20 protein-coding genes and 1 pseudogene are annotated in these 22,541 nt (G+C 49.7%); 15 read left to right on the top strand and 6 right to left on the bottom strand.

Annotated elements, in window-relative coordinates; genetic code table 11:
- Positions 1 to 22 precede the first annotated feature (22 nt).
- Both F566_RS37965 and F566_RS0116910 read right to left on the bottom strand, forming a co-directional pair.
- Entirely contained in the window at positions 23 to 157 is a 135-nt protein-coding gene (locus tag F566_RS37965; RefSeq protein WP_281169111.1) for a hypothetical protein, read from the bottom strand.
- A gap of 56 nt (positions 158 to 213) precedes the next feature.
- The gene (locus tag F566_RS0116910) at positions 214 to 1,311 is read right to left on the bottom strand and encodes a hypothetical protein (RefSeq protein ID WP_020408201.1); all 1,098 of its coding nucleotides are present in this window, start codon (positions 1,309 to 1,311) and stop codon (positions 214 to 216) included.
- Positions 1,312 to 1,722: 411 nt separating this feature from the next.
- On the opposite strand from F566_RS0116910, the gene F566_RS0116915 reads away from it, so the two are divergent.
- The 3 genes from F566_RS0116915 to F566_RS36940 all read left to right on the top strand — a co-directional run bounded on the left by F566_RS0116915 (position 1,723) and on the right by F566_RS36940 (position 3,333).
- Complete coding sequence (locus F566_RS0116915; protein ID WP_020408202.1) at positions 1,723 to 2,517, top strand: S1/P1 nuclease; 795 nt, start codon at positions 1,723 to 1,725, stop codon at positions 2,515 to 2,517.
- A gap of 110 nt (positions 2,518 to 2,627) precedes the next feature.
- Positions 2,628 to 2,951, top strand: a complete 324-nt coding sequence (locus tag F566_RS0116920) for a hypothetical protein (protein ID WP_020408203.1) — start codon at positions 2,628 to 2,630, stop codon at positions 2,949 to 2,951.
- Between the two features lie 217 nt (positions 2,952 to 3,168).
- Positions 3,169 to 3,333 (top strand): hypothetical protein, encoded by a 165-nt coding sequence (locus F566_RS36940; RefSeq protein ID WP_020408204.1) that lies wholly within the window; start codon positions 3,169 to 3,171, stop codon positions 3,331 to 3,333.
- Between the two features lie 224 nt (positions 3,334 to 3,557).
- Here F566_RS36940 and F566_RS0116930 read toward each other — a convergent pair whose 3' ends face one another.
- Entirely contained in the window at positions 3,558 to 3,926 is a 369-nt protein-coding gene (locus tag F566_RS0116930; protein ID WP_020408205.1) for a hypothetical protein, read from the bottom strand.
- A 46-nt stretch (positions 3,927 to 3,972) separates the two neighbouring features.
- On the opposite strand from F566_RS0116930, the gene F566_RS0116935 reads away from it, so the two are divergent.
- Positions 3,973 to 4,563, top strand: coding sequence for an HAD family hydrolase (locus F566_RS0116935; RefSeq protein WP_020408206.1), 591 nt, complete (start codon positions 3,973 to 3,975; stop codon positions 4,561 to 4,563).
- A gap of 50 nt (positions 4,564 to 4,613) precedes the next feature.
- On the opposite strand, the gene hemH is transcribed toward F566_RS0116935, so the two are convergent.
- Positions 4,614 to 5,744, bottom strand: coding sequence for a ferrochelatase (gene hemH / locus F566_RS0116940; RefSeq protein ID WP_020408207.1), 1,131 nt, complete (start codon positions 5,742 to 5,744; stop codon positions 4,614 to 4,616).
- A gap of 289 nt (positions 5,745 to 6,033) precedes the next feature.
- On the opposite strand from hemH, the gene F566_RS0116945 reads away from it, so the two are divergent.
- Positions 6,034 to 7,512 (top strand): DUF2868 domain-containing protein, encoded by a 1,479-nt coding sequence (locus F566_RS0116945; RefSeq protein WP_020408208.1) that lies wholly within the window; start codon positions 6,034 to 6,036, stop codon positions 7,510 to 7,512.
- Entirely contained in the window at positions 7,502 to 8,956 is a 1,455-nt protein-coding gene (locus tag F566_RS33200) for a DUF3482 domain-containing protein (protein ID WP_020408209.1), read from the top strand. Before F566_RS0116945 ends, F566_RS33200 begins: the two co-directional genes overlap by 11 nt.
- 49 nt (positions 8,957 to 9,005) lie before the next feature.
- Here the strand turns inward: F566_RS33200 and F566_RS0116955 are convergent, their stop codons facing one another.
- Complete coding sequence (locus tag F566_RS0116955) at positions 9,006 to 9,722, bottom strand: type 2 periplasmic-binding domain-containing protein (protein WP_157496836.1); 717 nt, start codon at positions 9,720 to 9,722, stop codon at positions 9,006 to 9,008.
- A 535-nt stretch (positions 9,723 to 10,257) separates the two neighbouring features.
- Between F566_RS0116955 and glyA the strand changes: the two genes are divergently transcribed.
- From glyA to purU, 7 genes are all read left to right on the top strand, one after another.
- Complete coding sequence (gene glyA / locus F566_RS0116960) at positions 10,258 to 11,520, top strand: serine hydroxymethyltransferase (protein WP_020408211.1); 1,263 nt, start codon at positions 10,258 to 10,260, stop codon at positions 11,518 to 11,520.
- A gap of 93 nt (positions 11,521 to 11,613) precedes the next feature.
- Positions 11,614 to 12,996 carry an L-serine ammonia-lyase gene (locus tag F566_RS0116965; protein ID WP_020408212.1) on the top strand — a complete coding sequence of 461 codons (1,383 nt, stop codon included), beginning with the start codon at positions 11,614 to 11,616 and terminating at the stop codon, positions 12,994 to 12,996.
- Positions 12,997 to 13,116: 120 nt separating this feature from the next.
- Complete coding sequence (locus tag F566_RS0116970; protein ID WP_020408213.1) at positions 13,117 to 14,370, top strand: sarcosine oxidase subunit beta family protein; 1,254 nt, start codon at positions 13,117 to 13,119, stop codon at positions 14,368 to 14,370.
- Positions 14,371 to 14,443: 73 nt separating this feature from the next.
- A complete protein-coding gene (locus F566_RS0116975) occupies positions 14,444 to 14,752 on the top strand; it encodes a sarcosine oxidase subunit delta (protein ID WP_020408214.1) in 309 nt (102 codons plus the stop codon).
- Between the two features lie 11 nt (positions 14,753 to 14,763).
- A complete protein-coding gene (locus tag F566_RS0116980; RefSeq protein WP_020408215.1) occupies positions 14,764 to 17,793 on the top strand; it encodes a sarcosine oxidase subunit alpha in 3,030 nt (1,009 codons plus the stop codon).
- The gene (locus F566_RS0116985) at positions 17,786 to 18,454 is read left to right on the top strand and encodes a sarcosine oxidase subunit gamma (protein WP_020408216.1); all 669 of its coding nucleotides are present in this window, start codon (positions 17,786 to 17,788) and stop codon (positions 18,452 to 18,454) included. Before F566_RS0116980 ends, F566_RS0116985 begins: the two co-directional genes overlap by 8 nt.
- 228 nt (positions 18,455 to 18,682) lie before the next feature.
- Positions 18,683 to 19,570 (top strand): formyltetrahydrofolate deformylase, encoded by an 888-nt coding sequence (purU, locus tag F566_RS0116990; protein ID WP_020408217.1) that lies wholly within the window; start codon positions 18,683 to 18,685, stop codon positions 19,568 to 19,570.
- Positions 19,571 to 19,690: 120 nt separating this feature from the next.
- Here purU and F566_RS0116995 read toward each other — a convergent pair whose 3' ends face one another.
- Positions 19,691 to 20,284 (bottom strand): hypothetical protein, encoded by a 594-nt coding sequence (locus tag F566_RS0116995; protein WP_020408218.1) that lies wholly within the window; start codon positions 20,282 to 20,284, stop codon positions 19,691 to 19,693.
- Between the two features lie 332 nt (positions 20,285 to 20,616).
- On the opposite strand from F566_RS0116995, the gene F566_RS0117000 reads away from it, so the two are divergent.
- Together F566_RS0117000 and F566_RS38365 are read left to right on the top strand one after the other, a co-directional pair.
- On the top strand, positions 20,617 to 21,327 hold the full coding sequence (locus F566_RS0117000) for a CARDB domain-containing protein (protein WP_020408219.1): 711 nt from the start codon (positions 20,617 to 20,619) through the stop codon (positions 21,325 to 21,327).
- A 478-nt stretch (positions 21,328 to 21,805) separates the two neighbouring features.
- Positions 21,806 to 22,210 (top strand): annotated as a pseudogene (locus F566_RS38365) (hypothetical protein); the annotation flags it as partial.
- Positions 22,211 to 22,541: the final 331 nt, after the last annotated feature.

The following is a 22,541-nucleotide window of genomic DNA, read 5'->3' on the forward strand; positions in this document are numbered from 1 at the left end:
GGACGACAGGTATTTCTTCTGCTTAAAGAGTTCCCGAATAGCCGAACGCCTCCTGCTCGAAGGCGAGAAGTGTGGAAGCGTTATCCGCATAAATATTCGATGATGCCTGCAACAGGACTCCAGAAACTAAGTAACTGGTCATATTCCTGAAACGCACGGAACCTCCTTAGGCTATACATGAGCGCCCGCTGAAATGTCTTCAGACTCTCAAGCTCAACAGATACTGATATTCAGCGATTCCTTGCTTTGGCACAGGGATTCTGTGGCGATTTCCACATCAATGAGATAATAGAGTGATGCCAGTCCCAGCTCATGTCTTCCCATATTATGAAAAATCATTCCCAGGGCAATATCTTCAGCCTGGAAGCGATCGTGATGCTTTGCGTAATATTTGGCGGCCGCCCCCAAGGGTTCATCTGATAACAGTGACATTAAACGGCCAATGCCACCATGATAAGCCTGAACCAACAACATCGCATAGAGTTTATCCTGCTTCTTTGGCGGTAAATGACCGAACTGCGTCTCAAAAGCAGGTTGCAGGTTGCGATGGTTCTGTCGATAAAGTTTCAGGGCGCAGTCGACCTGGGCCATCCGGTGTAGATGAAAATTGCTGGGTATACGGCAATCCTTTAATACTTCCGGGCGAAGTTGCAGAAGTCCGACCGCTTCTGCTGATGAAAAACTTCGCTTTCTGGCGCCACTTTCGATCAGAATCTGGCCAAGCAGGTGGGACACAAGAATATCGGACCATCCAAGTCCGGATTGGAGATTACGCTGATCGTAGACCTGCTGGACGACCTTCACCAAAGGTAGTGGCGATGCCTGGCTTCCAATCGTCATGCCATCCCAGGTTCCCCACACCAGACTATCTGGTGTTGTACCAAGCATCCTGTTCAAAGCCGCCTGCATATCTACATGGGGTTGGTCGCAGGCGAGAGCAAATGGGTAGCCGGTTTTGTTATCCGCACCTTCGACCCAGAAACTGGCTTTCTTCTCGTCGACGAGTTTTTGTCTTAGATGATTCAACGCGATCTGGGTTTCGGCCTGCGTCGCCCGGTTATTGAGATACCCCAGGAAATGACCGCGCCGATTAAACAGGATGTGACGGTCGATATTACTGCAGTAGCCTTCTCCCAATAACACCCAACGGCGAATGACGGAAATATTTTGATAAAACCCCTTTGTTACTGAGTAGGGAGAACTTCTGACAACGTCCAGCCAATCAGGAAGAGGTTGTTGTGATTCTGCCTGGGCATGGAAAGAGGCAGAAAATAAAATGATAAATAACTTTAGAAATATCCTGTAACGCATTGTTATACTTGATTGTAATCCTGAATTATCGGCAGCTGTCGAACTATCTGTTTTCAGATAATGCACTGTCTTTACCTGTCTTCACAAGTACCAGTCTTGTTGGAGGTCCGAAGCTTTTTCTCTGTCTGATCCTTTTGGGCTACGCATAATCCACAGGTTACAAATGGGGCGACCGTTGGCGGAAGTATTCCTGTTCTGGCGCTAAACCCAACTCATTGATTTAATTGCCTGTGATACATACTCAGTTAACTGTTTAAATTCTTTCGGGAACTAGAAGACGATAATTAACATTTAATAGTGTTTTCAGGTCGATCGAAAATTTTGGTAATATCATCCGGTTTTCAATATCAGGTCGTAAGTGCCTGAAAATCTATTCAAATCCTTTGGAAGTAATTAGATAACAAGGCCGTGATGAAAAGAGTTATTTTTGCGCTCACATTGCTGATGTGGGCTTCTCAATCTTTTGCCTGGGGCGAACACTCCCATCGCATCATTTGCGATATCGCCTGGCGAAACCTGGATACAAACGCCAAACAGGAAGTCAGGCTTCTGCTCCGCAAGAGCGGGCACAGAACCTTCGCTGAAGCCTGTGTCTGGCCCGACGAAATCAGAGACCAACCCCGCTATGATTTCGCCTTACCTCACCATTATATGAATGTCAGTCGTTCCTCCACTGAGGTTGAAGAAACGGAGGCGTGCCGGAATGAAGGCTGTGTACTGTCGGCCATTCATGCCTATACCAACATACTCCAGGGCGTTGCGGTGGATGGATACCACAACAACCGGGCAAAAGCGTTAATGTTCCTTGGTCATTTTGTCGGAGATATTCATCAGCCCCTGCACGTTGCCTATGAGGATGATCGGGGAGGGAACAAGACCATAGTGACCTATGGTGCAAAAGAATACTCTCTTCATTTTGTCTGGGATGTAATGGTGCCGGAAGTCGGGATGCCGAAAAACTGGCGTAATGCGGGAGAAGCGCTTTCCAAACAGCTGACTGAGCAAGAGATAGCGACATGGAACGCGAGTACACCGGAGGACTGGGCAAACGAGTCTTTGGCTATTACCCGGCAGATCTATGAAGAGACACCGGCATTGTCATCTGTTTCCAGGGATTACATCAGAAACCATCATTTACAGGCCGAGATCAGGATGCAACAGGCTGGTATTCGTTTGGCTAATTTGCTAAACACCATATACAAGTAAACCTGCTTGTTCAGGTGGTGCAGTATATTCTGGCTGTATTACTTGGGCTGGTAAGTGTTACTTGCTGGTCCGATAATACTGTTGGAAGTCATAAGAAAATATGGTGATTCATGGGTGTTGTAATCAATTTTCGTAGGGATGAGCTTTCTGCTGAAGATGTCATCCGCTATTTTTTCCATGAGATCAATCAAAAGCACCAACTTGACCTTTCTTTAAGCGATCCTCGCATCAAACCCCATTTGCCGGCGCTTAAAAGCCTTGCGGATGTCTATATACATACTGCCACAAATGAAGTCAGCGGGATTCCTGAGCAGCTTCAGAAACCGTTGATCAAAGAGCTTAATCTCATGCGTGCGCGATTCCTGGCCGAAACCGTATTAGGCATCCTTGCCAGCGAGAATATTGTTCACATCAAGCCGGAAACCAAAGACTGATCGCTTTAACAGGATCGTCACGTTAGCCGGATAGATTGGAATCCTCCCAGAACCTCGTGGTTGTCTTCAATAACTGAAGTTTTGCTATGTTTTACAACTTTAGTCGTAAGAGTTGCCGGGATAATTGGCCTGGGTAATAGGTAATAAAAAATGGGGTTGAGTCTCTGTGCTTTGACCTTTACCCTGTGCATTCATTTTGTGATGGGCGAGGTTACTCATGCGAACCGATACATCTATTCTCATCGATCAAATCTACGAGCAATCCACTGCTATCCAGATAATGTTGGAGCAGGTGCAGTCGGATGATCAGCAAATTCAGGACCTACAGCAGCAGCTTTCCGAGCTATGGAAAGAGCTGGAAGAGCAGGTATTCAGACAGTAAACGCCAAGACTGAAAATCCATAATAATTTGATACTGACGGGAACAGCTCAGTTTTACCTCAGGAACAGAAAAGGTTGCTGACACATAAGAGTCGACAGGTTGCCAGGGAATAAGTAACCAAGCGTTTTCGCAAAATAGTCGACCAGATGGTTACTATCCAATAGCCAGGCCGCCCTGAAATAGGGGCTCATAGGTCTGGCTTTTCTGTATCAGCAAAGCTAATCTTAAATGTAAAAGACCTGAAAAGGCGATAGTCCTACAAAACGGCTGACCAACAGGACGGAGAGGCAATAACCGCGTGGATAGCGATACAGGGGGTTGTTCATCATAGAACGGCTACCCGCCAAATTTGAGGTGGTATCGATATGGCAGCAATATTTGAATCTCAGGACCTTCCATATGCCGGCCCGGAAAGGCGTGCTTATCATCGCCGGCAACATACTGATCGTCGAACGAGTATCCGGTTCGAGCCTGACAACCCTGACAGAAGGCGGATGGTCGGACGGAGAAAAGGGGATATTAACGGGTGGAATCGGTCCGATATCTGACTTCGGAATCTGTTCCCCATCAATCTGTCGCATGCGATCTTTCATTTAAGATTCTGTTACAAAAACAGGGCAACACAGGTAGCAAATCAGGATGGAGTCTGTAAAAGGCTATATATTTGATCTGGACGGAACCCTGGTGGATTCTGCGCTGGACTTTGACATGCTGCGCGAAAAACTGGGGTTTCCAAAAGGGGTTCCAGTGTTGGAACATGTAGACAAGCTGCCAGACCCTGAGTCACGTTCTGTTGCGCTGGAGAAAATCTACCAGTTTGAGCTCGATGGAGCCCGCAAAGCCACCTGGATGCCAGGGGCCGACAGGTTGATTTCGGAACTGCGTCATCAAGGAATCCCTACGGGAATTCTGACCAGAAATATGCGTGAAGCTGTTGCTTTGACACAGGAAAAGCTCGGCCTTGATGTCGATATAGTTTTGACCCGGGAAGACTGCGCTCCTAAACCGGACCCTGAGGGATTGCAAAAAATCGCTGAGCAGTGGTCCTTGTCAGCTGCGCAATGCGTTTATATAGGCGATTTTTTATTTGATCTGCAGGCGGCCAGAAACGCGGGTATGTATTCCTGGTTTTATGCTGGTCAGAAACGTCCTCATTATGCAGAGGAAGCTGATAGGGTGATTTGCCACTTCGATGAAATACACACTGAGCTGCGGCAGCGGTTGATGTGAGCCTGCAGTGTTAATGTATTGATCAATGTCCATAGGGGAATCAACCGCCTTTAGCGCTCCGCTCCCAGAGATTTTGCCCTCGAATGACGGCTTTCATCTGGTTGAGCCTTCCACCCCTGGAGGTTCTCACGGATGATTTCGGCCAGAGCGGCTATGTGATCCTCTCTGGCATTCAGGGCGCTGATATAGTCGTAGCTCTCCCCCCCGGCCTCCAAAAAATAGTCTCGGTTCTCAACGGCGATTTCCTCAATGGTTTCCAGGCAATCTGCCGAAAAACCTGGACAGAACACCTGTACAGACTTGACCCCCTTCGCTGGCAGGGACCTCAGCGTTTCGTCGGTATAAGGTTTCAGCCATTCCTGTTTGCCAAAGCGGGACTGAAATGTGGTCATGACAGTCTCAGGGTCAACGCCCAGCTTTTCAATCATGAGACGGCTGGTCTTTTGGCATTCGCAGTAATACGGGTCACCTTCAAGGAGATTCCGTTTCGGTATACCGTGAAAGGACAGAATCAACCTGTCTGCGCGGCCATGCTGATCCCAATATTCCTGTATTCGCTTGCAAGCGGCCGTAATAAAGGCGTCATGGTCGTGGTAGTGGGTCACAAACCTTAGATCGGGGAGCCAGCGTCGCTCCTTGAAATCTTTGGCAATGGCATCAAATGTGGAAGCGGTAGTGGTAGCGGAGTATTGAGGGTACAGGGGAACCACCAGTAACTTGCGAACTCCGCGGGACAGCATGGACTCAATGGTGTCGGTGATCGAAGGCGTGCCGTAGCGCATGGCAAAATCAACCAGAATGTTGGAATCCGCTGTTTTTTGGGTTTTGCATTCAGTGTGCTCCTTTGTACGTTGAAAATCGCTTTCCTCACTTTGAAAGTAATTCTGCAGTGCGTGAGCCTGTTCCTGAGTATGCACGAGAAGGGGAGAGCCGTTATCGGACCAGACTGATTGGTAGGCTTTTGCGGATTTGGCTGGCCTGACGCGTAAAATTATGCCGTGGAGTATCATCAACCAAATCAGTCTCGGAATTTCCACAACCCGTGGATCTGATAGAAACTCGGCGAGGTATTTGCGCAATGCCTTTGGCGTTGGAGCGTCTGGAGTGCCCAGATTGGTAATTAAGACGCCAATTTTGTCTGCCTGGTTGTGTTTAAACGCAGAACTGCTTCTATATTTCATTTGTCACCGAAATCAGGAAATAACAGGGTCAAAGTGAGAGGGGCATATTACCAGCATCCTGACGCAGAACACAGGGTGGAAACGGATGCTCGATAAGAGTCCATGAGGCTGTATCTGCCTGACACCTTAACGCGCTTCCAAACTGGTAAAATGATGCTCTGGGGTTTTAAAGCTTGGACATGAACCTTCCCTTGGCATAACGATCATGAGATTATCCGCTTCCTTCAGTCCGCAAAAAACGATTTATACGGCGCCGGTCCCCTAAAGGGATCAGGTCGTAAGTTAATTCATGAATAAAAAGTTTAAACAACAACTTTACTCCGAAGTTCTGCATAAGCTGGAATCGGACCAGTCACTCAGTGGTAGTGAAGCGATAGAAGTAAACCTGGCCAAACAGGAGTGTTCGATTTTAGAGAAGGTGCTGCTGAGGGCTCAGAGGTTGGCCAAAGAGCATGATCTGGAGCCGGTTGTCCAGAAGATTCTCAGCCGTTTCCGTCTGACCTCGGGCGGTGTCGCCCTGCTGTTCTTTATTCTCGGGTCAGGCGCCTCCATGCAGGCATTCCAGCAGTCTCAGGTGGGGGTCGTGAATTTTTATTGGCTGATCACTGTGTTACTGGGGTTCAATTTGATTGCTTTGTTGCTATGGATCATGTCAATGATCGGGGCAACGTTTTCCGGCACCGGCATCTCTGGACCGGGTCTCTGGATTCAAAAGCTGGTAACCCGTTATCTGCCAGGCAATTACATCATCAAGTCAGCTGCCCAGGGCGTTTTCAGTACGTTGCTCTCTGGTGCTATAGGACGCTGGTGGCTTAGTCGGATGACTCACAGTTTCTGGTTGTCCTATTTGACCGGTGGTTTTGTCACCATCTTGCTCATGCTTTCTACCAGACAGTTCAATTTTGTGTGGGAAACGACCATTCTGAGTACGGAGACATTTTCGTTTCTTACCCAGTGGCTCTCTGTCGTTCCATCCTGGGCTGGCTTTGAGGTTCCGACCGCTGAACAGATTGTCATTAGTCAATTGGATAAGTTTGACCCGGCCAATGGTGAATCGCTCAGGCAGGTCTGGGCGAGTCTTCTGATAGGATCAATGATGGTCTATGGGTTGTTGCCGAGAGCCTTACTATTATTGCTTAGCCATACTATGGTGCGGCGAGGTCAAAATCGTTACAAACTGGATCTGGCCAGTCCCTATTATGTCAATTTGAGGCAGAGGCTTATGCCTGCCACCAGTCAGTTCGGTGTGGTAGATCCAGATCTCAGGAAAAAGCCTGAGAAAGGCCAGGTTACATCTGCCTGGACCGATATCCGGTTACCGGCCGAGGCCCTGTATGTCGGTATTGAGCTTAACCAGGATCAACCATGGCCACCGACCGGCATCCCGCATCGAGATGATCTTGGAAAGGTGGAAGACAGAGCCAGTCAGCAGGCACTAATTCAACGTTTGGCGTCTTCTGGCAAGAAGCCGGTGGTGGCGGTCATTCCCTTGAATCGATCTCCTGATCGCGGACTTGAGCGATTGCTGGGGGCGATCAGGCAAAACGCTAAAGGTGATCTATACATTGCACTTAGCGAGGCTGGTTCCCCGCAGGATGCACATGATGGGTTAACGGCAACATCCTCCTCTATTTCCCGTCAGAGTGACTGGTATCAACTTGCCGTTAAAGTCGGGATAGGGGCGGAGGCAATCGCCAGAATGCAATATCAACCACAGAAACCCGGCGCGGAAAGAAAAGGTAATCTGGTGGCTGGTAATGGAACCTGATCAGGTGGCGGAAATGGATAGTAGAGCGATTTCCGTGGCGGTGGTCGGGCATACCAACGCCGGTAAAACATCTATGATGCGCACATTGTTAAGAGACGCGGGGTTTGGTCAGGTGGCCATCAGCCCCGGTACGACCCGTCACGTGGAAGGCGGTTCCTTGCTGATCCAGGGGGAAGTGGCGCTAAAACTTTATGATACGCCAGGCCTGGAGGATTCTATCGGGCTGCTTGAGGCGATTGAAAACATCGACTTTGAGGAAGGCAGAAGGCGGTTGCAGCTATTCCTGGAGCAGTTACCAGAGGATACGGAGTTCGACCAAGAGGCAAAAGTTATCCGGCAATTGCTCGAAGATGACCTTATATTTTATGTGATTGATTGTCGCGAGCCTGTGTTGGGTAAGTACAGGGACGAGCTGAAAATTATTGCCATGGCTGCGAAGCCGGTGATTCCTGTACTGAATTTTATTCAGGATGACCTGTCCCAGGTGGATGCCTGGAAGCACAGCCTTGCCGACCTTGGGCTACATGCTGTTGTCGAGTTTGATACGGTGATCTTCAATTTTGAGGATGAGAAACGTCTGTATCAGAAGATGCAGGCTCTGATGGCGTCTTATCATGACTTGATTCAGCGGTTGATTGATTCAAGGCAACGGCAGTGGAATGAGCAAATCAGGGCGGCTCAGCGGGCCATAGCGGAATTGATGGTCAACGTGACTGCCTACCGACAGGGGCTGCCTTCAAAACAGGCCAGTAATGAAGTCAGAGATAGCTTGGAGACCAAAGAGAGCTGGGAGAACAAAGATAGCTTTCATCGGTTGATTCGTCGGGCGGAAGAACAGTCCATCCGGACCATGTTGAATATTTTCGGGTTCGACGAAAAGGACGTTAAAAATGAAGATTTGCCGATTACCAATGGAAAATGGGAGTTAGATTTATTTGATCCGGTAAACTTGAAGGAGTTTGGTCTTGATGCCGGTAGCAATGCTGCCAAAGGGGCTGCCGTTGGTGTCGGGATCGATGCCATGACCGGAGGGCTGACTCTTGGGGCGGCAGCAGCGCTTGGAGCTGCGGCGGGGTTTGTCTGGACGGCGGGACGACGCTATCGGGATGAAATTACCTCAAAATTTACCGGTAACCAGTTTATCTGTGTGGATGAAAACACACTGAAAGTGCTTTGGTTTCGCCAGGTCGTCCTGCTGAAAGCGCTTGAGCATCGTGGTCATGCCTCTGAATCGGGAATCAATGTCGCTGCCGTATCGGATAAAAAGCTTCCGGCAAACTGGAAAAACTGGATGCACACGGCCAGACAGCACCCAAAATGGTCGTCTATCCTGACTCAGGATGAGGAATTCTTTACACGTGAAAGAGAAAAGCTCGTGGAAGACATCGTCCGTAGCCTGGGGGAAACAGGAAATGTTGGTGATACCGTAAATGCCGACACTTAAGGATTGGATTGAAAACGTTCAATACGCCTGATCTGTTTGCCTGCGGATACTAGTTAGAGGGGGGGATATCATTCCTCTCAATCCGGTACTTTCCAAGTATTCTGTCAATAACCCCAGAATTCCGCATTCTGCGAACCTTGTTGCTGACAAATTCGCGAGTGTCCTGGCTTGCCGAGTTACTCATGACCAGAAATATGTCATATGGTGGAATGACCGGACTGAAATCGACAAATGTCAGGCAGTCTGATTGCTTTTCAAGTTTCTTAAGGTTGTATTTCAGGCGTATTTCCATTTCGACAAAGCCGGATACCCGGTTATTGATGGCAAGATTGAAGCCGCGCAGGTAGTTTTCTACCGGGACCAGTGTCAGCAGATCCCTGGAAGATAGTGCCTCAAGCTCCGGGTAGTTGAAATTACCCAGTATCGCTATCTGTGCTCCGGTGAGTGTGGCCGCTTCATCAAAAGATGTTGGCGGAGGTGCACAGGTGAGAAAACTGTGTCTGACGGTGAAGAGCGGGACATCAATAAACTCTCCGACATCTTCCAGAGTGTTCCACACTTTTGCGTCGTAGGCGATCCAGTCTCCCGGTTCTCCGCTGCGTACATACCGGTGCAATCGTTTCACAGGAAAGGTGATCGGCTTAACCTGGATATGTGTCCCTTTAAAAATTTCCATGACAATGTCAGTGATGATTCCTCCCTGATGAGTACCGGCAGTCGCGATCTGGAACGGGGTGGCAAGATCTTCCACTACGAGATATTTCATCTCCATCTGGTCCTCAGCCTGCACGGTAGAGTTAAGAAGTGCGATAAGCAGAAGAGATCCAATTATTCCTTTAAAAAGGTTTAACTTTGGTTTGCAAATCATTGATAAATCTAGGCTATTCCATACTTTATTGACGACTGCGTGCAATCACGGGAGGTTGATATTTGCTCTGTCAGGTCAGCCTGTTGTCAGGCCTATTCTGTTTCTTCATGGAGCGCCAACGGACCCATAGATTGAAGGATAGTGCAGGGCTTTTCAAATAAACAGTCAGGACCGACGCTTTACCCCTGTTCTTTCCTTGTGATTCGCCTTGTTTTCAAGCGAATCTGAAGGTTGTCTGATTGCGCCATTTCCGCTGTCGCAAATCATCATATGTGTGTCGTGGGTAAGCACACGGGGGTAGGGGGCACGGATTACCATCTCCGAAAATCAATGATTGCCTGGGTTTTACCGGAATCGAGAGATTTCAGTGAGAATCGGAAGGTCGAGAGATCGAAAGAGAGCCGGGTCAGCACGTGGTCGAGGAATCGCAGATATGTTTTCAAAACAAGATAAAATTGCCAGTTACGATGAAGCCTTGTGGGAAGCCATGCAGGAAGAGGAGGCTCGTCAGGAGGATCATATTGAACTGATTGCTTCTGAGAACTACACCAGCACCAGAGTAATGGAAGCCCAGGGTTCCTGCCTGACCAACAAATATGCTGAAGGTTATCCTGAAAAGCGCTACTACGGCGGTTGTGAATACGTCGACAAGGTAGAACAACTGGCGATTGATCGCGCCAAAGAGCTGTTTGGTGCGGACTATGCGAATGTTCAGCCTCATTCCGGCTCACAGGCCAACGCGGCAGTATACATGGCGCTGGTGAAGCCCGGTGAAACTGTCCTGGGGATGAGCCTGGCTCACGGCGGGCACCTGACTCACGGCTCCCACGTGAACTTCTCCGGTAAGATCTATAATGCGATTCAATACGGCCTGGATGAAAATACCGGTGAAATTGATTACGCCCAGGTACAAGCGCTTGCCAATGAGCACAAACCCAAGATGATTGTTGCCGGTTTTTCCGCCTACTCACGAGTTGTAGATTGGGCGAAGTTCCGTGAGATCGCTGACTCGGTGGGTGCTTACTTGTTTGTGGATATGGCTCACGTTGCCGGACTGGTGGCCGCGGGAGTTTATCCGAACCCTGTCCCACATGCTCATGTGGTCACTACGACCACCCATAAAACTCTGCGTGGTCCGCGCGGTGGTTTGATCCTGGCGAAGTCTGATCCTGATCTGGAGAAAAAGCTGAATTCAGCGGTATTCCCTGGTGGTCAGGGCGGTCCTCTGATGCACGTGATTGCCGCAAAAGCAGTCAGCTTTAAAGAAGCTCTGGAACCGGAATTCAAAGCCTACCAGGAACAAGTGGTGAAAAACGCGCAGGCGATGGCCGAAGTGTTTATTCAACGAGGTTACGATGTTGTTTCCGGAGGTACCGATAATCACCTGTTCCTGTTGAGCCTGGTGAAACAAGGGCTGACCGGTAAGGATGCAGATGCGGCCTTGGGTCGGGCGAGCATTACGGTAAACAAAAACGCCGTACCCAACGATCCGCAAACGCCTTTTGTCACTTCCGGTCTGAGAATTGGCTCCCCGGTAATTACCACCAGGGGGATGAAAGAAGCTCAGTGTGCAGAGCTGGCGAGCTGGATCTCCGACATCCTGGATGCCATGCAATCAGGGGACGTTGAAGAAACCATTGCTGCGGTAAAAGAAAAAGTTCACGGCTATTGCGCTGACTATCCGGCCTATCGCTAAAGCGTTTCGGAAGTGAATAAAGCAGTGGTATTCATATTAGTATTGCCGGTCAGTGTTCTGACCGGTATTTCCAAGCAGTATTAGGGAGGAGTCATGGCGATAAGCCTGTTTGACATGCTGAAGATCGGTATTGGCCCTTCCAGCTCGCATACCGTCGGTCCAATGAAAGCGGCGCAGATGTTTGTAACCGGCCTGCAGGAAGATAATCTGCTGGCACAAGTGAGTCGGGTGCGTTCACAACTATTCGGTTCTCTGGGAGCAACCGGAAAAGGTCATGGCACCGGACCGGCTGTCGTCCTGGGTCTGGAAGGGCATGTTCCTGAGCAGATCGATCCAACGATCGTGAATCCTCGCATGGATGAAATTGTCTCCTCGGGCAGACTCAACCTCCTGGGTGCTCACGAGGTGAGGTTCAACGAGCCTGACGATTTGATTTATCACCGCAAGGAAACGCTGCCTTTTCATCCAAACGGCATGATTTTCAGTGCGTTTGATTCAGAAGACCGCATTGTCAGCGAAAAAACCTACTATTCTGTGGGAGGCGGCTTTGTCGTTGATGACAAGGCAGCAGGCGCTGACAGAATCGTTGAGGATACGACGAAACTACCATACCCCTTTAAATCCGGTGCAGAGTTGCTACGGCTTTGTCAGGAAAACCAGATGTCGATTTCAGACATTATGCTGGAGAATGAAAAAGTCTGGCGTAGTGAAGAAGAAATTCGCGACGGTATTCTGCAGATCTGGGGTGTCATGAAGGAGTGTGTGCAGAACGGCATTCGCAACGAAGGCATTCTTCCAGGTGGTTTGAAGGTTAAAAGACGTGCAGCGGCATTGTTTCGTGACCTGAAAAACAAGACCCGTATGGATATGATTTCTCCCTCATTGGGTGCCATGGACTGGGTAAATCTCTATGCACTGGCAGTCAATGAAGAAAATGCTGCTGGTGGTCGTATGGTGACGGCCCCAACCAATGGTGCAGCGGGCATTATTCCTGCTGTTTTGCACTGTTACACGCATTTTTGTCCCAACTCCGATGAAGAGGGAGTGGTCCGATTTCTGCTGACCGCCGCCGCTATTGGCATCCTGTTTAAGGAGAATGCGTCGATTTCCGGCGCTGAAGTCGGTTGCCAGGGGGAGGTGGGCTCAGCCTGTGCCATGGCTGCTGCTGGGTTGGCAGAAGCTACCGGAGGAAGCCCTGAACAAGTGGAAAATGCGGCTGAAATCGGTATGGAACATCACTTGGGACTGACCTGTGATCCGATCGGCGGACTGGTTCAGGTCCCCTGTATTGAACGTAATGCCATGGCCGCCATGAAAGCCATCAATGCGGCGGTCATGGCGATGCGGGGCAACGGCGAGCATTTTGTGTCCCTGGATAAGGTGATCAAAACCATGCGGGATACCGGCTTGGATATGCTGGACAAGTACAAGGAAACATCTCGCGGCGGGTTGGCAGTCAATGTTATTGAATGTTGATCGGTCGGATGTGTTAAAAGATTTATTCGGGCACCGTTGCTGCCTGCCCATCCGCACACTCAAGCGGCAGGCAGGTTCGGTGTTTTCGGGGACGTCAGATTCCAATAAGAGGATCAAATAATGCAAAAATATTCTGGTTTCGGGCTGTTGAAACACGCCCTGAGTTATCACGAAAACTGGCAGCGGGTCTGGCGTAATCCTAAACCTAAAAAGAAATATGACATCGTGATCGTGGGCGGTGGAGGTCATGGTCTGGCCACGGCTTATTATCTGGCCAAAGTGCATAACATCACCAATATCGCTGTTGTTGAGAAAGGTTATCTGGGGGGAGGAAACACCGCTCGGAATACCACCATCGTGCGTTCCAACTATCTTTGGGATGAAGCGGCGCATCTATATGAGCACGCCATGAAGCTGTGGGAAGGGTTATCACAGGACCTTAACTACAATGTGATGTTTTCTCAGCGTGGTGTATTGAACCTTGGGCATACTCTGCAGGATATGCGCGATATTCAGCGTCGGGTCAACGCCAACCGTCTCAATGGTATCGATGGTGAGGTACTGGACGCCAGGCAGGTACAGGAGATCGTACCGATCATGGATTGCTCCGCGAATACCCGGTATCCGGTTCTCGGTGCCTCCTGGCAGCCAAGAGCGGGTGTAGCGCGTCACGATGCGGTTGCATGGGGTTATGCACGTGCTGCTGACAGCATGGGGGTCGATCTCATTCAGCAATGTGAAGTTGTCGATATTATTACCGAAGACGGTGCGGCTGTCGGCGTTGAAACGAAACAGCACGGCTCTATCATGGCCGATCGTATCGGCTGTGTCGTAGCGGGGAATTCCGGTGTCATGGCCAATATGGCCGGATTTGAACTGCCGATAGAGTCGCATCCATTGCAGGCCCTGGTATCAGAGCCGATCAAACCGATCCTGGATACAGTTGTCATGTCCAACCATGTGCATGGTTATATTTCCCAGTCGGACAAGGGCGATTTGGTTATCGGTGCCGGTATCGACGGCTATAACGGTTATGGTCAGCGTGGTTCTTATCCAACCATCGAGCACACATTGCAGGCGATTGTTGAGCTGTTCCCGATTTTCAGTCGTGTGCGTATGAACCGTCAGTGGGGCGGGATTGTGGATACCTGTCCGGATGCGTGCCCGATTATTTCCGCTACGCCGGTGGAAAACCTGTTCTTCAACTGCGGATGGGGAACGGGTGGTTTCAAGGCTACGCCGGGATCAGGTCATGTATTCGCAGCGACATTGGCAAAAGGTGAGGCACATGAACTGGCCAAACCTTTCACCATGTTCCGTTTCCATGACGGTGCGTTGGTTGACGAACATGGTGCAGCAGGTGTCGCGCACTAATGACTCAAACCCGACTATCTACTAATAAAATAGACAGCAGGACTGAAGCCGCTGGCGTTTAAGGGGAAGCAGCATGTTTTACATCTATTGTCCGTATTGCAAAGAGCATCGGGAAGAAGAAGAGTTTCACGCCAAGGGTCAGGCACATATTGAACGCCCGGCTGACCCTGACAGCTGTACCGATAAGGAGTGGGGTGAGTATCTCTACTTCCGTAAAAACCCGAGAGGTCTGCATCACGAAATGTGGGTGCATGCCGTAGGTTGCCGTAAATTTTTTAACGTCACCCGGGATACCCAGACCTACGAAATTAAAGAGGTCTACAAAATGGGAGAGCGTCCAACCATCACCGCTCAGAATCAAACTGCTGCTAAACAGGCTTAAGCGAGGCGAACATGGCAACACAGAAAAACCGTCTCAAATCCGGTGGGCGCATCGACCGGAACAAACCGCTGACCTTCTTCTATAACGGTCAGCCTTATCAAGGCTTCCAGGGGGATACGCTGGCCTCCGCGTTAATCGCCAACGGCGTTGATGTGATTGGTCGCAGCTTCAAATATGGTCGTCCCCGGGGGATTATGTCCGCCGGTGCGGATGAGCCTAACGCCATTATGCAGTTGGGTGCCACAGAGGCGACACAGATTCCTAACGTCCGTGCGACTCAGCAAGAGCTTTACCAGGGGTTGCACTGCCGCTCAACCAGCGGCTGGCCGAGTGTGGATTTCGACGCGATGGGGCTGATTGGCCAGTTCTTTGGTCGCATGCTGCCTCCCGGTTTCTACTACAAAACCTTTATGTTCCCCGAATCATTCTGGGAGCTGTATGAGAAATTTATCCGTAAAGCAGCAGGGTTCGGGCGTTCACCTCGGGAAAATGATCCGGATATATACGACCACATGAACCAGCACACCGAAGTACTGGTGGTTGGTGCCGGACCAGCGGGCCTGTCGGCAGCACTGTCTGCTGCACGTGCCGGTGCAAGGGTCATCCTGGCAGACGAAAATGCTGAATTCGGTGGTTCCTTGCTATCCAGTCGTGAGTTGATCGACGGTGACCCGGCGCATTTATGGGTGAAAAAAGCGGTAGAGGAACTTGCCCAGAATGACAATGTATTGTTGCTGCCAAGGTCTACCGTAAATGGCTACCATGATCATAATTTTGTGACCATTCACGAGCGTCTGGCAGACCATATTTCGGATAAAGCGCCGGAAGGTAAAGCTCGTCAGCGTATGCATCGAGTTCGTGCCAAATGGGTCGTTCTGGCCACGGGGGCTCATGAGCGTCCACTGGTATTCGCCAATAATGATATTCCCGGTTGCATGCTGGCTTCAGCGGTCTCCACCTATATTCGTCAATATGGTGTGATTCCAGGGAATAACCTGGTACTGATGACTTCTAATGACTACGCCTATCGCACAGCATTTGACTGGCAGGATACCGGGCGCAAGGTTATTGCAATCGTGGACAGTCGCCAGAATCCTACCGGACAGTATGTAGAGGAAGCGAAGAATCGCGGAATCAAAGTGATGACCGGGTCAGCGGTTATTCAGGCTGAAGGCGGCAAGCGAGTCAACGGGGCGATGATTGCACCTATCAGTGCCGACGGTGACCGCGTTACCGGCGATGGCACTGTTCTGTCCTGCGACACCATTGCCAGCTCAGGTGGTTGGAGCCCGGTGGTTCATTTGTCCTGTCACACCGGAAGCCGTCCGGTATGGCGTGGCGATATCCATGGTTTTGTGCCTGGCGAGACGGTTCAACAGCAGTTAATTGCCGGTGCCGTCAGTGGCAGCTACAGCCTGTCTGAGTGTTTAAAGGAAGGTTTGGATATCGGTCTGTTGGCAGCGACAAATGCCGGCCATGCCACAGACAGCCTGAATGTGACTGTTCCCAAAGTTGAGGAGCTTGTCGAAGGCGAGCGTATGGCAATGTTCTATGTGCCGCACAGCAAACCGACCAGTCGGGCGCCGAAGCAGTTTGTGGATTATCAGAACGATGTTACTGCGGCGGGGATTGAATTAGCGACCCGTGAAGGTTTTGAATCCATCGAACACGTAAAACGCTATACCGCCATGGGCTTTGGTACTGATCAGGGTAAAATGGGCAATATCAATGGTATGGCGATTACAGCGAAATCGTTGAACAAGACCATTCCTGAGACAGGAACCACCGTATTCCGTCCTAACTACACCCCAGTGACATTCGGTGCGATTGCCGGCCGTCATTGCCGGGATTTGTTTGACCCGAAACGCTATACCGCCATGCATGAGTGGCACGTAGAAAACGGGGCAAAATTTGAAGATGTCGGTCAATGGAAGCGTCCCTGGTATTACCCCAAACCGGGTGAAACCATGCAGGATGCGCTGAACCGTGAATGTCGGGCAACTCGGGAAAGTGTCGGTATTCTTGATGCTTCCACCCTGGGGAAAATTGACATCCAGGGGAAAGACGCCAGAGAGTTCATCAGTCGTGTCTATACCAATGCATGGGCCAAACTGGCTGTAGGGAAATGCCGCTATGGTCTGATGTGTGGTGAAGACGGTATGGTCTTCGATGACGGGGTAACTTCCTGTCTGGGGGAAAATCACTTCCTGATGACCACCACTTCCGGTGGTGCGGCAAGAGTCTTGGAGTGGTTGGAGCTTTATCACCAGACAGAATGGCCGGAACTGGAAGTCTACATGACCTCGGTGACCGATCATTGGGCGACCATGAGCATTGCCGGTCCAAACAGCCGTAAGCTACTGGCCGAACTGACTGACGATATAGATCTGGACAAAGACAACTTTAAATTCATGGACTGGCGTCAGGGAACCGTGGCGGGAGTACCGGCAAGAGTATTCCGGATCTCATTTACTGGAGAACTCTCTTTTGAGATCAACGTACCGGCTCATTACGGCATGCATGTCTGGAAAAAACTGTTCGAGCACGGCGCCAAGTACAATCTGACGCCCTATGGTACAGAGACCATGCACGTTCTGCGGGCAGAAAAAGGCTTCATCATTGCCGGTCAGGATACGGATGGTTCCGTTCATCCATATGACCTGGGCATGAGCTGGTGTGTCTCAGAGAACAAGCCTTTCAGCTTTATCGGAAAACGCGGTATGAAGCGGGAAGACTGTGTAAAAGAAAACAGGAAGCAACTGGTCGGATTGAAACCCAAAGATCCGAGTAAAGTGATTCCTGAAGGGTCTCAGGCTGTGGATAATCCCAATCAGCCAATTCCGATGACCATGCTGGGGCACGTCACGTCCAGTTACTACAGTGCTTGTCTGGGTCATGGTATCGCCATGGGGATGATTCGTAACGGCCACAATCGCATGGGGGATACCGTTTATTATCCTCAGGCGGATGGCAGTGTCATTGAAGCTGAAATCTGCAGTCCAATATTCCTGGATCCAAAAGGGGAGCGTCAAAATGTCTGAAGTGCTGGAACCTACCAAAAACGAGGAAGCTCTCATTGCGGTGATGGATCAAAATCCGGTTCAGCCCATGCCAACTGAGAGCCCGATGCACCATTTAAAGTTGGGGGCTCGCAGTCAGGGCTCCAATGTGCCTACCGTGTACGCAGGTGAGCTGGGCCTGAAAGGACATTTGGTCATTCGCGGCGATGCTGACAACAGCGACTTCCGGAAGGGAGTCGAAGTGGCTCTTGGATTGGGATTGACAGATACGCTGCAGAGTGCAGAAAGCGACAGTCTCTCCATCAGTTGGCTGGCACCGGACGAATGGCTGGTGATTTGTCCTTTGGACGAAGCATTCGCGGTAGAGACCGCGCTGCGGAACAGCCTCAAAGGGCATTACTCAGTGGTCAATGTCAGCGGTGGACAGACGGTAGTGAGACTGACGGGGGCTAACGCCGTCAACGTGCTCAAAAAGAGCTCGCCCTATGACTTCCATGAGACTCATTTTCCCGTTGGAAAAGTTGTCACCACATTGTTCGGGAAAACACAGGCTGTCATTCGTCGTAAAGACAAGGAAACCTGGGATCTGGTGATTCGTCGTAGCTTTGCTGACTACGCATGGCGTTGGCTGGAAGATGCCGCGTCGGAATACGGATTTCAGGTGGCTGATAATCTCGCCTGATCTCTGACAATTTGTGACGGGTACTCAGTAAAAGAGTATCTGTGAAGGCTAATCTGCGACGGGTAATCAACTGGTTACCCGTCGTACTTCCGGCATCTGCGCCTGTATTTTCTGACATTTCCAATCAACTGAAATGTCAGAAAATACAAGCTGAAATGTCAAATGGAACGGTTAGGGACGAAAGTGTGGACTGTTGTCTTTAATTACATAGAGTGGTAGAGAGCCGTTATGTCAAACTCAGTTGTGACAAATAAAGGGAAAGAAAAACTTTGGATTCTGACTGCGCAGTGTCCCAGCAGGTTGGGCACAGTTGATGTTGTGACGCGGACCCTCGCAGAAACAGAAAATTATATTGTGGCCATGAATTCTTTTGACGACAGGGCCACAGAGAGTTTTTGTATTCGGGTGGAGTTTAGGCCGCTTTCCGGCGACACCTCTCTACAAAGGTTCAGGGATCTGTTTGCTGAACGCACTCCCCAGTTTGAGATGAACTGGGAATTGACTGAGCCGGGCCATAAAACCCGGGTGGCAGTCATGGTTTCCAAGTACGACCACTGCCTTAACGATCTACTATACCGGTACCGCACGGGTGAACTCGCGATCGATATTCCGGTCATCATTTCGAACCATCCTGATTTGAAGCATCTGGCAGACTGGCATGGCATTCCCTATCACCATCTACCGATCACACCTGATACCAAAGCCGAGCAGGAAGCGGAAGTCTGGAAATTGATCAATGAGTATGACTGTGAGTTGGTCATTCTGGCTCGGTATATGCAGGTTTTGTCCTCGGATCTCTCCAAGAAGCTGGATGGATGGGCGATCAACATTCATCACTCTCTGTTACCTGGGTTTAAAGGTGCCAAGCCATACCACCAAGCCTGGGATAAAGGTGTCAAGCTTGTTGGGGCAACGGCTCACTACGTGAATGATGATTTGGATGAAGGCCCTATCATTACTCAGGGCGTGCAGGCGGTTGACCATAATCACTATCCAGAGGATCTGGTGGCAAAAGGTCAGGACATCGAAAGTCAGACACTTGCCAGAGCCATACGTTACCACACAGAAAAACGGGTATTCCTGCACGGAAACCGGACTGTCGTTTTCAGCGATTGATTTCTTGTGCTGCGATTATTGAGCTTTAGGTAGCATAACGATAGCTTGTGCAAATAAAAAAAGGTGCTTGGATAAGCACCTTTTTTGTGTCGATTAAAGGCGAATCAAAGCAGGCCTGAATCAGTCCCGCTTCAACTGATAACTTTCTTCCCGTGCCAGATGTCCATTCACATACATGTGCTGGGTTAAAGTAAGACTGTCACCTGAACGAGTGAAGGTGTGGACGTATTCAACCAGCCGGCTACCACTGTTGGCATTTTTACGTCTGAAGCGGTCAGAACCTTCCAGTAGTGCCTCAGTCGCTTCACCACCGTACATGTACCTTGAATCAAAGGCATGGTAGGTTTCCGACCTTATTGTGCGTTCGACCTTGAATTCTTTTTTCACGTCAATGCGCAACATATTGTTGGCACCTTCGCTCAAGCTGACATCGACCTTGGCTTCCTTGATTTTCTTGCGAGGATTATTGTCAGTGCCGAAACAGTCATATTCAGTCAGGCTTCCTTTCCAGTCGCCTGGCAGTTCCTTGTAATGCACGTCAACGAACTTCTGCTGTTTGGCTTCCCACTCATGAGTCTGGTCAAACTCATAATAGGCATCACCTTCCTTTTGCAGGTAAGGGGAGGGCTGGAAGCATTCGGCTGCCATTGTTGCATTGGAGGCAAACAGGGCTGCGAGGGCAAGGAACTTAAATTCCATTTTGTGTTTGTACATCTAATGATTGCTCCTGATAGAGGATAGCGATGGTTCGCGGCCGGACTAGAACCTGGCAATCTTCGCAAACCATAAGAATACTTTGAACTGCTAATTGTAGCACTTTCAGTAGAAAATGCGGGAATCTTCAAATCCTGGTGAGCTTAAACTGAGAGATAGAACATATTGCCAAAAGAAGTAACTCATCATCGCTTTAGCTTAATAAATTCCTTTACAGCAATTTCCATTGAAAAGCATCTCCTGCTGGTCTATCACTAATGGACCTGGGCATGGAACCATAAGTCCCGGGCAGGAGGCTGTTATCACACCAGGAAGTTAAATGGAGGGAAGCCATGAAAATTCTTCGCTATGTCTCAATAGCTCTCGTCATAACCGCATTCAACGTATTTGCTGATCCCATACCCGACAATGTATCCGTCAACTATAAAGTCGGTTGGTACCCCAACTACTTTCAACTCACCGGACCTTTAACCTGTCCCAGAACCTGCCGTGCCTGGACCGGTGGTCGTGCCGAGAGTGAAAGATCTCCTTACGATGAATTTGAACGCACCTATGTCTGTAAATCGAATAACCTGATCCAACCTTCGCCCAATGACAGAGATGTCTGGCTATACGGTAATCAGTTTGATGACAAGACCGCGTGCTTTATGGGGACACCCAATGAACAGGTCGTGGTCAGCGAACGCTATTACTGCTTGTGCGTCAATGGCTGCAGCGGCCCGGATCTGGTGGTACAGCAGATTTACGATCCTGTTTGGGATTCCACAACGGGTGAATCAGTCATCAAAGTCATCGTGGCCAATGTTGGAAACTCCAGCACTGCTGTGGCAACGGATGCCCGACTGGTTGATCCCGGTACCGGCGCCTCAGACACTCAGGGAGTTGGTGTGCTGGCCCCAGGTGCCACAATGGGAATCAAGTTCCGGCTAGGATACTGGGTGTTTGATCCGGATGCCGAACTCCACGTAACCGTGGATTATTCCCGGCGAGTGGACGAGTGTGATGAAGATAATAATACGTTGATTTACAAGAAACAGGGCTGAGTTAGAGGGAATGGAGGCGGCTAACATTGCCGCCTTCTGAGGGGCCATTGATGGAAAGAAAATAGACACACAGAAGGAGCAGGGTAGTAAACTCCAAAATTGGGTTTATGGATGTCCTGAATTAGCGCAAGAAAGAGCAGAGCTGAAATTATGCTTTGGGCTCTATCTAATTCTGCGGCATAACAAAGCGTTGAACCGGCTATAAAGCCTCTGCTCCATTCTGCGCATGACTGCAGCGAGATCAGGTGTACTAAACCGTGCTCGTGCTGTCTTGAAGATACCGCAGATGACTACAATTATCGACTCATGTGCGAGCTGGGTTATGATGATCGTGAAAAATGGGAAGATGCAAAGTTTGGCGGCAAAGAGATTAGAGTAAAGGCGGGCGACTATGTCATCAGCATGTTACTAATTTGTCAAAAGGGCGCTCAGGCGTAGCACGCTTTTACAAAAAGCGTTATGTAATAAGGAGGAAGCGGTGCTAAAGCCCGTAATACAGGAAGAAACTACAGGCTGCGGAATTGCATCGGTAGCCAATGTACTGGGCAAAGCCTATTCGGAAATGAAGGCCGTAGCGAACGATATGGGTATCTATGCCGAAGATAAATCGCTTTGGTCCGATACCCAATATGTCAGGGAGATGTTGTCCAGTGCAGGAGTCGAGACTTCTCCCGATGAGATTACTTTTGAATCATGGGGCAGTCTGCCTGATCTGGCTCTACTTTCCATCAAGCACCATCAGGAAAGCGGCAAAAATTTCTGGCATTGGGTTGTTTTCAAACGTATAGATGGCCAAGAGTTTGTTTTGGATTCAGCAAGTTACCTGCCATCAAACATTCGGACGGACTTTGATGAAATGCATCCTAAGTGGTTCATTGAGATCACGAAAAACCGAGGAAATGACATCTACATACAACAGAAAAAGGACATATATGGATGCCTCCCCGATTTCAAGGACAATGACGATTGCCGGTCGCGTACATATATCCGGTCTTTGTATGGCGCAATTTTGCGCCTGACCATGATGAGATCCGCCCCTCTACGCCTTTTCACCCACTCGGTGTTTGACCTTTGTCCCTTCAGGCTCTGCAGAGGGCCGGAAACCGGTTATGTCATCATACTTTGCAACCTGGTTTGGCGTGCGTATAAGTCCCGCTCTTTTTATGCTGCTATTTTGCGAACATCATAGTTTTCTTCTCCTTGTAGGATTCGCC

It is taken from the genome of Hahella ganghwensis DSM 17046, from assembly GCF_000376785.1.
Classification (GTDB): Bacteria; Pseudomonadota; Gammaproteobacteria; order Pseudomonadales; family Oleiphilaceae; genus Hahella; species Hahella ganghwensis.